Below are 13,130 nucleotides of genomic sequence, written 5' to 3'. Positions count from 1 at the left end.
CCGACCGCGGCTTCGGCGCGGCGGACATGGTCGCGCTCGGCCAGGCCATGCGCGGCTTCACCGTCGAGTCCTCCGAGTTCGTCTCGGTCCCGGTCCAGCTGCCCGGCACCCCGGTCAAGGGCCTCGGCTCGACGCTCCGCTGGGACCGGGTGCGGGCCGCGCGCCTGTTCCAGGCCCTCCGCGAGGACCGCCCGCTCGCCGTCCACCGCCGCAAGCGGCTGCGGGCCACCCCGGTCGACGTGCCGCCCGCCCAGGTCCGCGTCCGCGTGTTCAACGGCACCAGCACCACGGGCCTGGCCCGGCGCACCCTCCGCGCGCTGCGCACCCACGGCTTCGCCACCACCGGGGCCCCGGCGGACGCCGCGTCCTCGGCGGTGCGGCGCACACTGATCGAGTACGACCCGATCTGGAACCGCTCGGTGCGCACCCTGGCCGCCGCCCTGCCCGGCTCCCGGCTGAAGCCGGTGGCGCGGCAGGGGTCGGTGATGCGGGTCACGCTGGGCTCGGACTTCCGGTCGGTGCACCCGGTGCGGGCCGAGGACCCCTCGGCGGACAAGGGCGCGGGCAAAGCGGTCAGCGGCGCCGAGGTCGCCTGCCTTTAGGGGGGCGGACGGTGCCGGTGTTGCGGAGGGGGCTGGTGTCGTGGGGCCCCGCGGGCTGCGGCTCTCTCCGGGCCGCACCGGCCCGCCGCCCGCCCACGTACAGCCCGATCAGGGCGGTCAGCAGGGACAGGATCTGGGCGCACAGGCCCACCAGGGCCGTCGCGATCGCCGGCACATTGGCCTGGAGCGTCGTCCCGCCCTGCCCGGTGCCCTGCCGCGCCGCGGGCAGGGCTGCCGCGCTGTGCAGGGCCGCGGGGCGCCAGAGCGCCCTCGGCTGCCCGCCCTGCGGCTGCTGCTGGGGTTGCTGCTGGGGTTGCTGGGGCTGGTCCGGCTTGGGTGGTTGCTGGGGCTGCGGCTGCTCGGGCCGGTGCGGTGACTCCTGGGGCCCCGGTGAGTTTGTGTCGGGGCCGCCGGTCGGGGGCGAGGTTGGCGGTGAGGTCGGCGGTGAGGTCGGCGGTGAGGTCGGAATGACGTCGGGGCCGGTCGGGGCCGGCGTGACCGGCGCCTGGCCCGGCGTGGTGGACCAGGTGGGGTTGGGTTCGGGGGTGACGGTGCGCACGGGCCTGACCGTCAGCGTGACGAGTCCGCCCGCGTTGATGACCGTCCCGCCGACCATCAGCCCGACGGCGACGAACAGCAGGGTGGCCGGGATGTGGATGACGGCCAGCGAACCGGCGCGGGGAAGGCGTGGCATGCGCCCACTGTACGAACCATGGGTAAGCGCGCAATCACACACCGTTGCGCCTGTCGGGGGCGACCCCGGGGCGGCCCCGCGGCACCTCAGGCGTCCTCGATGCCCTCCGCGGCCCGCTGGGCGCGCAGCTCCTTGATCGCGCGGCGCCGGGCGAGCCGGTGCGTACGGCGGATCTGGGCCTCCTCGTAGCGCCGCTTGTCCCGCCCGGTCTCCGGTATGACCGGCGGTACGAGGCGCGGCTTGCCGTCGGCGTCGACGGCCGCGAAGACCAGATAGGCGCTGCCGACCTGGGTCGCAGGCGTGGATTCGTTCCAGCGCTCGGCCATCACCCGCACCCCGATCTCCATCGAGGACCGCCCGGTCCAGTTCACCTGGGCCTTCACATGGACGAGGTCGCCGACCCTGACCGGCTCCAGAAAGGCCATCTCGTCCATCGAGGCCGTGACCGCGGGGCCCTCGGAGTGACGCCCGGCGACCGCTCCCGCCGCGTCATCGACCAATTTCATGATCACGCCGCCGTGCACGGTGCCGAGGAGATTGGTGTCACTGCCGGTCATGATGTGAGAGAGGGTGATGCGTGCGGCGGACGTGGGCTTACCCGGAATGTCTGACTCCGGATCCGAGGCCTGAATGGTCATGCCGACAACCATATGCCGGGCGGATTCTTATCAGGTCTGCAACAGCCGTGCCCCGATCCGGCACCCGCCCTGTAAGGCGACCGCCCCGGGAAGGCACACTTCCCTTCATGAATGATTGGCCCGACGGGTGGACGAGCGACCGCAGGGACCGGTACGGCAGCGGCAGCGGCAGCGCCGAACCGGAAGGCGCCCGCGCCATGCCGCAGGTGCGGCGCGCGGGCCAGGGCGTCGGAGGCCCGCCGCGGCACACCGAGCCGCCGCTCCCCCCTGATCTGTCGCCGCGCCGCTCCGTCCCGCACCAGCAGCAGGCATCCCGGGGCCAGGACGACTACGACGACTACGGCGGCCACGCCGACGACGGCTACAACACCGGTCAGGTCTACGGCCGCGGCGGCCCCGGCGACCCGGGCGGGCCCGGCGGACCGGGTGGACCGGACGGCCACGGCGGCGCCCCGCGCGCGGCCCGGCCCAAGAACTGGAAGCGCCGCATAACCATCGGCCTGATCACCTTCCTGGTGCTGCTGCTCGCGGTCGGCGTCGGCACGTACTTCTGGGCCGACTCCAAGCTCCGGCGCGAGGTGGACCTCAGCAAGGTCGAGGACCGGCCGGACGGCAGCAAGGGCACCAACTATCTGATCGTCGGCTCGGACAGCCGCGAGGGCCTGTCCGACGATGAGAAGAAGAAGCTGCACACCGGCTCCGCCAACGGCCGCCGCACCGACTCGATCATCATCCTGCACGTCGGTGACAACGGAAACACCATGGTCAGCCTGCCCCGTGACTCCTGGGTCACCATCCCGGCCTTCACCGGCCCGGACACCGGCAAGCGGTACCAGAACTCGCAGAACAAGCTGAACGCCTCCTTCTCGATGGCCGGCCCCGAGCTGTTGGTCCGCACGGTCGAGTACAACACCGGTCTGCATATCGACCACTACGCGGAGATCGGCTTCGACGGCTTCGCCAAGATCGTCGACTCGGTCGGCGGCGTGGAGATCGACGTCCCGCAGGACATGAAGGAGAAGCACGCCGGCACCAACCTGAAGAAGGGCAAGCAGACGCTGAACGGCACGGAGGCGCTGGCCTTCGTCCGCCAGCGCTACGGCCTGGCCGGCGGCGACCTGGACCGCACCAAGAACCAGCAGAAGTTCCTGTCCGCGCTGGCCAACAAGGCCGCCACGCCGAGCACCGTCCTCAACCCCTTCAAGCTCTACCCGACCATGGGCGCGGGCCTGGACTCGCTGATCGTGGACAAGGACATGAGCCTGTGGGACGTGAAGGACATGTTCTTCGCGATGAAGAGCGTCTCCGGCGGTGACGGCAAGCAGATGAACATGCCCGTCTCCAACCCCGGCCTGGCCACCTCCAAGGGCAGCGCGGTGCAGTGGGACATGCCGAAGGTCAAGCAGCTGGTGGAGGAGCTGAAGAACGACGAGAAGGTAACCGTCTCCAGCAAGTAGGGCCACCGCGTGACCTGCGCGGAACGTGAACGGCTGCCGCACCTGATTCGGTGCGGCAGCCGTTCCGCTTTTCTTGCGCGTCGGCTACGACTCCGCCGTCCCGCCGAATCCGGCTATCCGCTTACTGCTCAGCACCCACATGAGCAGCAGATAGCCGAGCAGCACACCGAAGTAGACGGCCGTCGTGCCGCCGACCGGGCCGAAGAACACCTGCCGCAGCAGCGAAGAGGCGTAGAAGGCGGGGTTCGCCCAGCCGATCCAGACCATGAAGTCCGGCAGCAGATGGGCCGGGATGGCCACGGGCCCGAGCGAGACCATGGCCAGGACGGACAGCAGGCTCAGCGAACCGGCCTCCTCCGGGCTGTTCGCCCGGCTTCCGAGCCATGCGCCGTAGCCGACGAACGGCAGGACCACCGCGAGCAGCACCGGAACGGCCAGCGGCGAGAGGCTGACGTTCAGCCCGAGGATCAGCACACCGAACAGCGTGGTGCACACCAGCGCGGGCAGCGCCAGCAGGGTGAACGCGGCCGCCGTGGCGACGATGAACGCCTGCGGGCGCACCGGCAGCGCGGCGTAGAAGGCGAAGGCGTCATTGAACTTCATGAAGGCGAAGTTCGCGGCGACCTTGTTCTGCGTCTCGAAAAGCAGCGCCAGGGTCAGACTGCCGACGAATACCTGCTGCACCGACTGGCCGCCCGATTCCTTGGCGAATACCCCCATCGCGGCGAGGGTGAGGATGGGCGCCACCATGCCGGTGATCACCATCCCCCGCCAGGACCACCGCCAGTTGGAGAGCTGCACCAGAAACAGGGTCCATACCGCGCGATGGAACGGCAGCGGCTTGCGCTCAATTCCCTCAGTTCCCGTACTCAAAATACACCTCCTCCAGCGTCTTGGACTGCAGCCGGAATTCGAGGACTTCGTCGAGATCGAGATCGGCGGTCAGCCGCGCGACATCCGTACGGGAGACCTGCGCGACCACCTTGCCTCGGTGCCGGCTCTGCACCAGGAGGTAGTCGGGCAGCTCGGCGGCCATCCCCTCGCGCAGGGTCAGATGCACGCTCAGCGTTTTGGCCAGCCCGCTCTTGAGCTCCGCAGGCCGCCCCACGGCCACCAGCCCGCCCTCGCGGAGGATGCCCACCCGCTCGATCACCTGCTCGGCCTCGAGGGCGTTGTGGGTGATCAGGACGATGGTCTGCCCTTGTTCATGGTTGAGTTCGCGCAGCAGGTCCCAGACCATGCGCCGGCGCGCCGGGTCCAGCTCGTTCGTCGGCTCGTCGAGGATCAGCACGGGCAGATCGGCCACCAGCGCCACCGCCAGCTGAAGCAGCCGGCGCTCCCCGCCGGACATCCGCCGGGCGGCCTTGTTCCGCATCGCCCCGATGTCCAGCCGCTCGATGAGCGCGTCCCGGCGGCGCCTGGCCTCCCCCCGCCCGAGCCCCCTCAGATGCGCCGTGACATAGATCGCCTCGGCGGCCGTCAGGCTGTTGAGGGCGAACGCGGTCTGGGGCATGTACGAGACCCGCATGCTGGTGAAGACGGGGTCGGCGAGCACGTCCTTGCCGTAGAGCCGGATGGTGCCCGAATTGCTCTTCAGCAGTCCCACCATCTGTTTGATCAGGGTGGTTTTTCCGGCACCATTGCTGCCAAGCATGCCGAAGAACTCACCCTGTTCAATGGTGAACGAAATATCTTCGTTGGCTGCCCGCTCGGCGCCGGCGAATCTCTTCGTAACGCCGCTGATTTCATAAACGACCTGGCCGTCCCCCATCCCCGCTCCTTACCCCCATCGCGAATTGGACGGGATGCTAGCAGCCGGGCAGAACGCTGGAGAGCCGGGTGCTCACCCTGGGCGGCTGGTCGGCGCGGTTGTCGGTGGCTCGTGACAACATCGGTTCGGATTGGGCCACTTGACCTTCGCAGGGAGAGGGCGACGATGTCGACCGATATGTACGGCGTGCGGGTGCTTTCCGTCGACCGGGAGCGGCTGCGCGCCCGGTTCCAGGTGTTCGTGGTCCGCTCGCCGCGCAGCAGTGGGAGCGGCTGCACGACTTCTACTACGAGCGCGACGGGGCCTGGCAGGACGAAGACCTGCTCGTCCAGTGCGAGTACGAGGTCACGGTCACCGACCGGCGCTGGCTGGAGCCGCTGCGCGAGGGTGCCGCCTGGGGGACGGCGGCGTTTCCGCTCATCGCGGACACCTGGACGGCGTTGGACGCGCCGCATATCCCGGACCTGGCCGGCCCCGCGGTCACCCTGCGCCCGTTCGACAGCGCCACCGGCGACCTGGCCTACGACCATCTCCTGGAGGTGGAGTTCTCCGACGACGGCAAGTATCTGGCCGTATGCAGCGACCAGAACCGGGTGTGGGTGTACGACACCGCCGACTGGAGCGAGGTGCTGCACACCTCGGCGGGTGACGAGTGGATCGTGCCGGTGCTGATGTGGGTGCCGGGGGAGCACATCCTCACGGTCAAGACATACCCTCAGCCGGAGGATGCCGAGGTCGAGCCGCAGTGGGCCTTCGACGTCGACGCTCGTACGGAGGCCGAGGTCCCGTTCCAGGGCGGGAAGACCCGCTCGCGGGACGGCGCCTACCGGCTCCACCCCAATGACGCGCGCGACGGCGGCTATGACCTGCTCGCCACGGAGCGGTCGCCGCGCCGGCGCGTGGCCCACGCCGACAGCTGGGACCCCATCCAGTGCGAAAGCTTCTCCGGGGACGACTCCCGGCTGTTCCTGGGCGCGCAGGAGAACCTGTACGTCGTCGATCCGGCGACGGGTGAGGTCGTCGACAAGGTCATGGACGCCTCGGAACGGCTGTTCCAGCTCGAGTCGAGCCCCGACGGCAGCTACCTCGTGGTCAACTGCTCCAGCCGCAAGCTGTCCTATCTGTACGAGGGCCAGGAGGGCCTGCAGGAGCTCTGTGTGTGGCGGACGGCCGATAAGGAGATCGTCATGGGTCGGCAGCTGACGACCTGGGTCGAAGGGCTCTCCTGGTCACCGGACGGACGGTGGCTGGCCGCTCTCCTGGAGCCCCGCGGCGAAGACGATTTCCACAACGGCCGGACCGAGCTCGTCCTCTTCGCCATGGGCCCGTCCGACAACTAGCGCAAGGAGATACCGGATTGACCCCCGAGCAGCTTCGCTCCTTCTGCCTCTCCTTCAATGCGGCAGTGGAGGAGTTCCCCTTCCCCAGAGTCCCGGAAGTCTCGGTCTACAAGGTGGGCGGCAAGATGTTCGCCCTGACGACCCTGGAAGCCCGCCCCCTCACGGTGAATCTGAAGTGCGACCCGGAGCAGGCGATCAGGTTCCGTGCCGAGCATCCGGAGTTGATCGTTCCGGGATGGCATATGAACAAGCGCCACTGGAACACGGTGACGGTCGACGGCGAGCTCCCGGACCGGCTGGTCCGGGAGCTCATCGAGGATTCGTACGACCTGGTGGTCGCGGGTCTGCCGCGAGCCGAGCGGCTGCGCCTCGACCGCCCCTGAGCCCTTAGCCCTGCACCCCGAGAGCTCAGTCGCACATGGGCGGGGTCGCCTTCGTCGCCGTGAAGTACACCGGTGGGAAGCCCGCCGCCTCGAACACCGCCTCGTCCTTCGCCATCAGCGTCATATAGCCCGCGAGGACGTCAGCCCCCTCCGGGGCATCGCCCTCGACCTGCCTGCTGATGCTGGGGCCGACCCCGGAGATCTTCCAGGTCCTGCCGCCGAAGGTCGCCCATGCGATGCCGCAGTGGCCCGGCATGTCGTACGGATACGCCACATGCACCTTGGGGTGCTTGGGCCCCTCCTCCCAGCGCTCGCCCTCCTTCTTCCGCGCCTTCAGCCGCTTCTCGGCCGGCGGCTCCCCCGGCGAGCCGCCGTCCCCACCGCACGCCACCGCACCTAACGCCAGCAGCAACCCCAGCGCCCCCACGCGCACTCTGCCCATGACTGCCCCCGCCCCCTGGCTCGACTGTCCTGTGGTGCTACGACGGCCAGGGAGGGCGGCGGGTTCCCCGAGCTCAGAGGCTGCCTGCTACGGCAGGTTCCTCGCCATCACGATCCGCTGCACCTGATTCGTGCCTTCATAAATCTGCGTGATCTTGGCGTCGCGCATCATGCGCTCGACCGGGTAGTCACGGGTGTAGCCGTAGCCGCCGAGGAGCTGGACCGCGTCGGTGGTGATCTCCATGGCGGCGTCGGAGGCATAGCACTTGGCGGCGGCGCCGAAGAAGGTGAGATCTTCCTTCCCGCTTCCCGCGGCGACGCGCTCGGACCTGGCGGCGGCCGCGTAGGTGAGCTGGCGGGCGGCCTCGAGCTTCATGGCCATGTCGGCGAGCATGAACTGGATGCCCTGGAAGTCCGCGATCGGCTTGCCGAACTGCTTGCGCTCCTGGACATAGCCCTTGGCGTAGTCCAGGGCGCCCTGGGCGATGCCGAGGGCCTGGGCGGCGATGGTGATACGGGTGTGGTCGAGGGTCTTCATGGCGGTGGCGAAGCCGGTGCCCTCGGCGCCGATCATGCGGTCGGCGGGGATGCGGACGTTGTCGAGGTAGACCTCGCGGGTCGGGGAGCCCTTGATGCCGAGCTTCTTCTCGGGGGCGCCGAAGGAGACGCCCGGATCGGACTTCTCGACGACGAAGGCGGATATGCCCTTGGAGCGCTTGTCGGGGTCGGTCACGGCCATGACGGTGTAGTACTCGGAGACCCCGGCGTTGGTGATCCAGCGCTTGACGCCGTTGAGGACGTAGTGGTCGCCGTCGCGCACGGCCTTGGTCTTCATACCGGCCGCGTCGGAGCCCGCGTCCGGCTCGCTCAGGCAGTACGAGAACATCGCGTCGCCCTTGGCCAGCGGCGCCAGGTACTTCTTCTTCAGCTCCTCGGAGCCGGAGAGGATCACCGGGAGGGAGCCCAGCTTGTTGACGGCCGGGATCAGGGAGGAGGACGCGCAGACGCGGGCGACCTCCTCGATGACGATCACGGTCGCGAGGGCGTCCGCGCCCGCGCCGCCGTACGACTCGGGTACATGCACCGCGTGCAGGTCATTGGCGACCAGGGCCTCCAGCGCCTCCTGAGGGAAGCGGGCCTCCTCGTCGACCTCTGCCGCATGGGGGGCGATCTTCGCCTCGGCGAGCGAGCGCACCGATTCGCGGAGCATGTCGTGCTCCTCCAACGGCCGGTACAGGTCGAAGTCCACGGAACTCGCCAAGATCTTCTCACTCCCCTGAGTGCTAACTACCGTTAAGTAACTGAATTCTAGAGCGCGGTCCCAAGCAGGTACAGGTGACTTTGCCGACAGCGGACGGCAGGGAGAAGAGCAGGGAGCGGTGCGGGGAGGGGACAGCGGATCGGAGCTCGCGCGCGGGCACGACTATGCTCAGGCAGCGCATCCCGCCCGCACGCCTACAGGAGCACGCATGGCCCTCAAGATCACCGTGATCGGCACCGGCTACCTGGGCGCCACGCACGCCGCGGCCATGGCCGAGCTCGGCTTCGAGGTGCTTGGCCTGGACATCGTCCCCGAGAAGATCGCGATGCTCTCGGCGGGCAAGGCGCCGATGTACGAACCGGGTCTTGAGGAGCTGCTGCGGCGGCATGTCCCGGGGTTCGAGGGATCGACGGGGCGGCTGCGCTTCACCACCTCCTACGAGGAGGTCGGCGAGTTCGGCGATATCCACTTCGTCTGCGTGACCACTCCGCAGAAGCACGGCGAGTACGCGTGTGACATGAGTTACGTGGACGCGGCCATCGACTCGCTCGCCCCGCATCTGCGCCGCCCGGCCCTGGTCGTGGGCAAGTCCACCGTCCCGGTCGGCAGCGCGGCCCGGCTCGCGGCCCGGCTGACGGAGCTGGCCCCGGCGGGGGCGGACGCCGAGCTGGCCTGGAACCCGGAGTTTCTGCGCGAGGGCTTCGCCGTACAGGACACCCTGCACCCGGACCGCATCGTGGTCGGCGTGACGAGTGACCGTGCGGAAAAGCTGCTGCGCGAGGTTTACGAGACGCCGCTCGCTGAAGGCTCGCCGTTCGTCGTCACCGACTACCCGACCGCCGAGCTGGTGAAGACCGCGGCGAACTCCTTCCTCGCCACCAAGATCTCGTTCATCAACGCCATGGCCGAGGTCTGCGAGGCGTCGGACGGCGATGTGGTCAAGCTGGCCGAGGCCATCGGCCATGACGAGCGGATCGGAAAGAAGTTCCTGCGGGCCGGGATCGGCTTCGGCGGCGGCTGTCTGCCCAAGGACATCCGGGCCTTCATGGCGCGCGCCGGCGAACTCGGCGCCGACCAGGCGCTGACGTTCCTGCGTGAGGTCGACTCGATCAACATGCGGCGGCGCGGCCACATGGTCGAGCTGGCCCGCGAGGCCGTCGGCGGCAGCTTCCTCGGCAAGCGCGTCGCGGTGCTGGGGGCGACCTTCAAACCGGACTCGGACGACGTACGGGACTCCCCCGCGCTCAATGTCGCGGGCCAGATCCACCTCCAGGGCGCCCAGGTCACCGTCTTCGACCCCAAGGGCATGGACAACGCGCGCGCCCTCTTCCCGACCCTCGCCTACGCGCCCAGCGCGCTGGAGGCCGCGCAGGGCGCGCACGCGGTGCTGCATCTGACCGAGTGGGCCGAGTTCCGCGAGCTGGACCCGGCGGCGCTGGACGGGGCGGTCGCGGAGCGCCGGATTCTGGACGGGCGCAACGCGCTCGACCCGGAGCGGTGGCGCGAGGCCGGCTGGACCTACCGGGCGCTGGGCCGCCCCACCGTATAGCCGTCCCCGCCGTATAGCCGTCCCCGCCGCGTCAGGTCCCCGCCGCGTCCAACTCCTCGATCGTCGCGAGGGAAGGCCCCCGGTGGGTGCCGAGGTCGCGCGCCACCGCCTCCGCGTCGCGCACCACCCGTACCGCGTTCTGCCAGGTCAGCTTGGCCAGATCGGCCTCGGACCAGCGTCGCTCCAGCAACTCGGCGATCAGGTTCGGGTAGCCCGCGACATCGGCGAGATCCACGGGGACGAAGGGCGTGCCGTCGTAGTCGCCGCCGATGCCGAGGTGGTCGATGCCCGCCACGTCCCGCATATGGTCGAGGTGGTCGGCGACGGTGGCGGCCGTGGCCACCGGGCGGGGGTTGGCCTCCTCGTACGCCTGGTGGACCTTGATCGCCTCGGGCGTGGTGGCCAGCGGGTCCAGGCCGTGGGCGCGCAGGTTCTCCTCCGCCGCCCGCGTCCAGGCCACGGCCTGTGGCAGGACGAACTTCGGGACGAACGTGACCATCGCCACACCGCCGTTGGCGGGCAGCTGGGCCAGCACGTCGTCCGGGATGTTGCGCGGGTGGTCGCATACGGCGCGCGCCGAGGAGTGCGAGAAGACGACGGGGGCGTCGCTCACCCGCAGCGCGTCCCGCATGGTGTCCGCCGAGACATGCGAGAGGTCGACGAGCATGCCGAGCCGGTTCATCTCCCGGACGACCTCCTCGCCGAAGCGGGTGAGGCCATGGGCGCGCGGCTCGTCGGTCGCCGAGTCCGCCCAGGGGGTGTTGTCGTTGTGCGTGAGCGTCATATAGCGCACGCCGAGTTCGTACAGCGCGCGCAGGGTGGCGAGCGAGCAGTTGATGCTGTGGCCGCCCTCGGCGCCCATGAGGGAGGCGATCCGGCCCTCGGCCCGCGCCGCCTCCATGTCGTCGGCGGTGCGGGCGAGCCGCAGATCGGAGCCGTAGCGGCCGGCCAGCTGCCGCACCGCGTCGATCTGTTCGAGGGTGGCGCTGACGGCGGCGTCGCCGCTCAGGCGCGAGGGTACGTAGACGGACCAGAACTGCGCGCCCACGCCGCCCGCCCGCAGCCGCGGGATGTCGGTGTGGAGGTGGGCGCGCTGGTCGAGGGCGATATCGCGCTGGTTCAGGTCGTAGCGGACCTGCTCGCGCAGGGCCCACGGAAGGTCGTTGTGGCCGTCGACGACGGGGTGGGCGGCCAGCAGGGCACGGGCTTGCGCGAGTCGGTCGGTCATTGCCCCATCCTCTTACGAGGCCCGGCCCAAGTCACGGGGCCACGGGCAGCCGCGCCCCGTATGCCCCTCCCGCTACTTCCCGAAGCCGAACGACCCCGCGCTCTCCACCTTGGCCCGCAGCCGCTTGCCCTTCTGCGTGGCCTGCTCGTTCAGCTCTTCCTGGAAGTCGCGCATCCGGGCGAGCAGTTCGGGGTCGTGGGCGGCCAGCATGCGGGCGGCCAGCAGCCCGGCGTTACGGGCGCCGCCGACGGAGACGGTGGCCACGGGCACGCCCGCGGGCATCTGGACGATCGACAGCAGCGAGTCCATCCCGTCCAGGTACTTGAGCGGGACCGGCACGCCGATCACCGGCAGCGGGGTGACGGAGGCCAGCATGCCGGGGAGGTGGGCGGCGCCGCCGGCGCCCGCGATGATCGCCTTGAGGCCGCGGGGCGCCGCGTTCTCGCCGTAGGCGACCATCTCGCGCGGCATGCGGTGGGCGGAGACGACATCCACCTCGTACGGGATCTCGAACTCGTCGAGGGCCTTCGCCGCCTCCTCCATCACGGGCCAGTCGGAGTCGGAGCCCATGACGATGCCGACGACGGGGGCGCTGGGGCTGCTCATTCGGTGATGGTCCCTCGGAGGTAGTCGGCGGCATGGCGACCGCGCTCGCGCACGTCGGCCAGGTCGTCGCCGTAGGTGTTGACGTGGCCGACCTTGCGGCCGGGCTTCACATCCTTGCCGTACATATGGATCTTCAGGGCCGGGTCGCGGGCCATGCAGTGCAGATAGGCGGAGTACATATCGGGGAAGTCGCCGCCGAGCACATTGGTCATCACGGTCCAGGTGGCGCGCGGGCGCGGGTCGCCGAGCGGCAGGTCGAGCACAGCGCGCACATGGTTGGCGAACTGCGAGGTGACGGCGCCGTCCTGGGTCCAGTGGCCGGAATTGTGCGGGCGCATCGCCAGCTCGTTGACCAGCAGCCGCCCGTCCCGGGTCTCGAAGAGCTCGACCGCGAGATGGCCGACGACCCCGAGCTCCGCCGCGATCTTGATTGCCATCTCCTGGGCCTGGCCGGACAGCTCCTCGCTCAGCCCGGGGGCCGGGGCGATGACCGTGTCGCAGACCCCGTTCACCTGGATCGACTCGACGACGGGGTAGGCGACGGCCTGGCCGTGCGGGGACCGTACGACATTGGCGGCGAGCTCGCGGGCGAAGTCGACCTTCTCCTCGGCGAGCACCGGCACCCCGGCGCGGAAGGGCTCGGCCGCCTCCTCGGCGTCGCCGACGACCCACACCCCCTTGCCGTCGTAGCCGCCGCGGACCGTCTTCAGAACGACCGGAAAACCATCGCCCTCCGCGGCGAACCGCTCCACGTCGGCGGGGTCCGCCACGATGCGGTGGCGGGGGCAGGGCACCCCGGCCGCGCGCAGCCGCTCCCGCATGACGCCCTTGTCCTGGGCGTGCAGCAGCGCCTCGACGCCGGGGCGGATGACGACGCCCTCCGCCTCCAGGGCGCGCAGATGCTCGGCCGGGACGTGTTCGTGATCGAAGGTGACCACATCACAGCCTTGTGCGAAAGCACGAAGGGTCTCCAGGTCGCGGTAGTCGCCCACCACGACGTCGCTGACCACCTGGGCCGCCGAGTCCTGGCGGGTGTCACTGAGCAGCTTGAACCTGATGCCGAGCGGGATGCCCGCTTCGTGGGTCATACGGGCGAGCTGGCCGCCGCCGACCATGCCGACTACCGGGAATGTCACGCCCCCAAGGGTAGCTTCCCGGCC

The 13,130-nt window shown here is 69.9% G+C and carries 14 protein-coding genes; 5 read left to right on the top strand and 9 right to left on the bottom strand.

The window, feature by feature from the left end:
- On the top strand, window positions 1-602 hold a 602-nt coding region (locus CCN51_RS26335), incomplete at its 5' end, for an LCP family protein (protein ID WP_143675896.1).
- Here CCN51_RS26335 and CCN51_RS26330 read toward each other — a convergent pair.
- Complete coding sequence (locus CCN51_RS26330; protein ID WP_014177092.1) at window positions 574-1,296, bottom strand: hypothetical protein; 723 nt, start codon at window positions 1,294-1,296, stop codon at window positions 574-576. The genes CCN51_RS26335 and CCN51_RS26330 overlap by 29 nt on opposite strands.
- 86 nt (window positions 1,297-1,382) lie before the next feature.
- Window positions 1,383-1,934: an acyl-CoA thioesterase gene (locus CCN51_RS26325; protein ID WP_043490450.1), complete on the bottom strand. Its 552-nt coding sequence runs from the start codon at window positions 1,932-1,934 to the stop codon at window positions 1,383-1,385.
- Between the two features lie 107 nt (window positions 1,935-2,041).
- Here CCN51_RS26325 and CCN51_RS26320 point away from each other — a divergent pair, with 107 nt between their 5' ends.
- A complete protein-coding gene (locus tag CCN51_RS26320; RefSeq protein WP_014177094.1) occupies window positions 2,042-3,391 on the top strand; it encodes an LCP family protein in 1,350 nt (449 codons plus the stop codon).
- 84 nt (window positions 3,392-3,475) lie between these two features.
- On the opposite strand, the gene CCN51_RS26315 is transcribed toward CCN51_RS26320, so the two are convergent.
- Together CCN51_RS26315 and CCN51_RS26310 are read right to left on the bottom strand one after the other, a co-directional pair.
- On the bottom strand, window positions 3,476-4,264 hold the full coding sequence (locus CCN51_RS26315) for an ABC transporter permease (protein ID WP_078610484.1): 789 nt from the start codon (window positions 4,262-4,264) through the stop codon (window positions 3,476-3,478).
- On the bottom strand, window positions 4,248-5,162 hold the full coding sequence (locus tag CCN51_RS26310; protein ID WP_014177096.1) for an ABC transporter ATP-binding protein: 915 nt from the start codon (window positions 5,160-5,162) through the stop codon (window positions 4,248-4,250). The genes CCN51_RS26315 and CCN51_RS26310 overlap by 17 nt, the downstream gene beginning before the upstream one ends.
- Window positions 5,163-5,602: 440 nt before the next feature.
- On the opposite strand from CCN51_RS26310, the gene CCN51_RS26305 reads away from it, so the two are divergent.
- Together CCN51_RS26305 and CCN51_RS26300 are read left to right on the top strand one after the other, a co-directional pair.
- A complete protein-coding gene (locus CCN51_RS26305; protein ID WP_014177097.1) occupies window positions 5,603-6,502 on the top strand; it encodes a WD40 repeat domain-containing protein in 900 nt (299 codons plus the stop codon).
- 17 nt (window positions 6,503-6,519) lie between these two features.
- Window positions 6,520-6,885, top strand: a complete 366-nt coding sequence (locus CCN51_RS26300) for an MmcQ/YjbR family DNA-binding protein (protein ID WP_014177098.1) — start codon at window positions 6,520-6,522, stop codon at window positions 6,883-6,885.
- Window positions 6,886-6,910: 25 nt separating this feature from the next.
- On the opposite strand, the gene CCN51_RS26295 is transcribed toward CCN51_RS26300, so the two are convergent.
- Both CCN51_RS26295 and CCN51_RS26290 read right to left on the bottom strand, forming a co-directional pair.
- A complete protein-coding gene (locus CCN51_RS26295) occupies window positions 6,911-7,327 on the bottom strand; it encodes a hypothetical protein (protein ID WP_014177099.1) in 417 nt (138 codons plus the stop codon).
- A gap of 87 nt (window positions 7,328-7,414) precedes the next feature.
- Window positions 7,415-8,587: an acyl-CoA dehydrogenase gene (locus CCN51_RS26290; protein ID WP_043487015.1), complete on the bottom strand. Its 1,173-nt coding sequence runs from the start codon at window positions 8,585-8,587 to the stop codon at window positions 7,415-7,417.
- 208 nt (window positions 8,588-8,795) lie between these two features.
- Here CCN51_RS26290 and CCN51_RS26285 point away from each other — a divergent pair, with 208 nt between their 5' ends.
- The gene (locus CCN51_RS26285; RefSeq protein ID WP_014177101.1) at window positions 8,796-10,136 is read left to right on the top strand and encodes a UDP-glucose dehydrogenase family protein; all 1,341 of its coding nucleotides are present in this window, start codon (window positions 8,796-8,798) and stop codon (window positions 10,134-10,136) included.
- A gap of 31 nt (window positions 10,137-10,167) precedes the next feature.
- Here CCN51_RS26285 and CCN51_RS26280 read toward each other — a convergent pair whose 3' ends face one another.
- From CCN51_RS26280 to CCN51_RS26270, 3 genes are all read right to left on the bottom strand, one after another.
- Window positions 10,168-11,364 carry a dipeptidase gene (locus tag CCN51_RS26280; RefSeq protein ID WP_014177102.1) on the bottom strand — a complete coding sequence of 399 codons (1,197 nt, stop codon included), beginning with the start codon at window positions 11,362-11,364 and terminating at the stop codon, window positions 10,168-10,170.
- A gap of 72 nt (window positions 11,365-11,436) precedes the next feature.
- Window positions 11,437-11,970, bottom strand: a complete 534-nt coding sequence (gene purE, locus CCN51_RS26275; RefSeq protein WP_014177103.1) for a 5-(carboxyamino)imidazole ribonucleotide mutase — start codon at window positions 11,968-11,970, stop codon at window positions 11,437-11,439.
- On the bottom strand, window positions 11,967-13,085 hold the full coding sequence (locus CCN51_RS26270; RefSeq protein ID WP_014177104.1) for a 5-(carboxyamino)imidazole ribonucleotide synthase: 1,119 nt from the start codon (window positions 13,083-13,085) through the stop codon (window positions 11,967-11,969). The genes purE and CCN51_RS26270 overlap by 4 nt, the downstream gene beginning before the upstream one ends.
- Window positions 13,086-13,130: the final 45 nt, after the last annotated feature.

The organism is Streptomyces milbemycinicus (genome assembly GCF_002154605.1).
Classification (GTDB): domain Bacteria; phylum Actinomycetota; class Actinomycetes; order Streptomycetales; family Streptomycetaceae; genus Streptomyces; species Streptomyces milbemycinicus.
The sequence above is the reverse complement of the archived record's forward strand: the minus strand, read 5'-3'. Positions and strand labels throughout refer to the sequence as shown.

Coding starts and splice junctions, on each gene's coding strand:
- CCN51_RS26330 (WP_014177092.1), bottom strand. CDS start 1,296: ATGCCACGCCTTCCCCGCGCCGGTTCGCTGGCCGTCATCCACATCCCG.
- CCN51_RS26325 (WP_043490450.1), bottom strand. CDS start 1,934: ATGACCATTCAGGCCTCGGATCCGGAGTCAGACATTCCGGGTAAGCCC.
- CCN51_RS26320 (WP_014177094.1), top strand. CDS start 2,042: ATGAATGATTGGCCCGACGGGTGGACGAGCGACCGCAGGGACCGGTAC.
- CCN51_RS26310 (WP_014177096.1), bottom strand. CDS start 5,162: ATGGGGGACGGCCAGGTCGTTTATGAAATCAGCGGCGTTACGAAGAGA.
- CCN51_RS26295 (WP_014177099.1), bottom strand. CDS start 7,327: ATGGGCAGAGTGCGCGTGGGGGCGCTGGGGTTGCTGCTGGCGTTAGGT.
- CCN51_RS26285 (WP_014177101.1), top strand. CDS start 8,796: ATGGCCCTCAAGATCACCGTGATCGGCACCGGCTACCTGGGCGCCACG.
- CCN51_RS26280 (WP_014177102.1), bottom strand. CDS start 11,364: ATGACCGACCGACTCGCGCAAGCCCGTGCCCTGCTGGCCGCCCACCCC.
- purE (WP_014177103.1), bottom strand. CDS start 11,970: ATGAGCAGCCCCAGCGCCCCCGTCGTCGGCATCGTCATGGGCTCCGAC.
- CCN51_RS26270 (WP_014177104.1), bottom strand. CDS start 13,085: ATGGTCGGCGGCGGCCAGCTCGCCCGTATGACCCACGAAGCGGGCATC.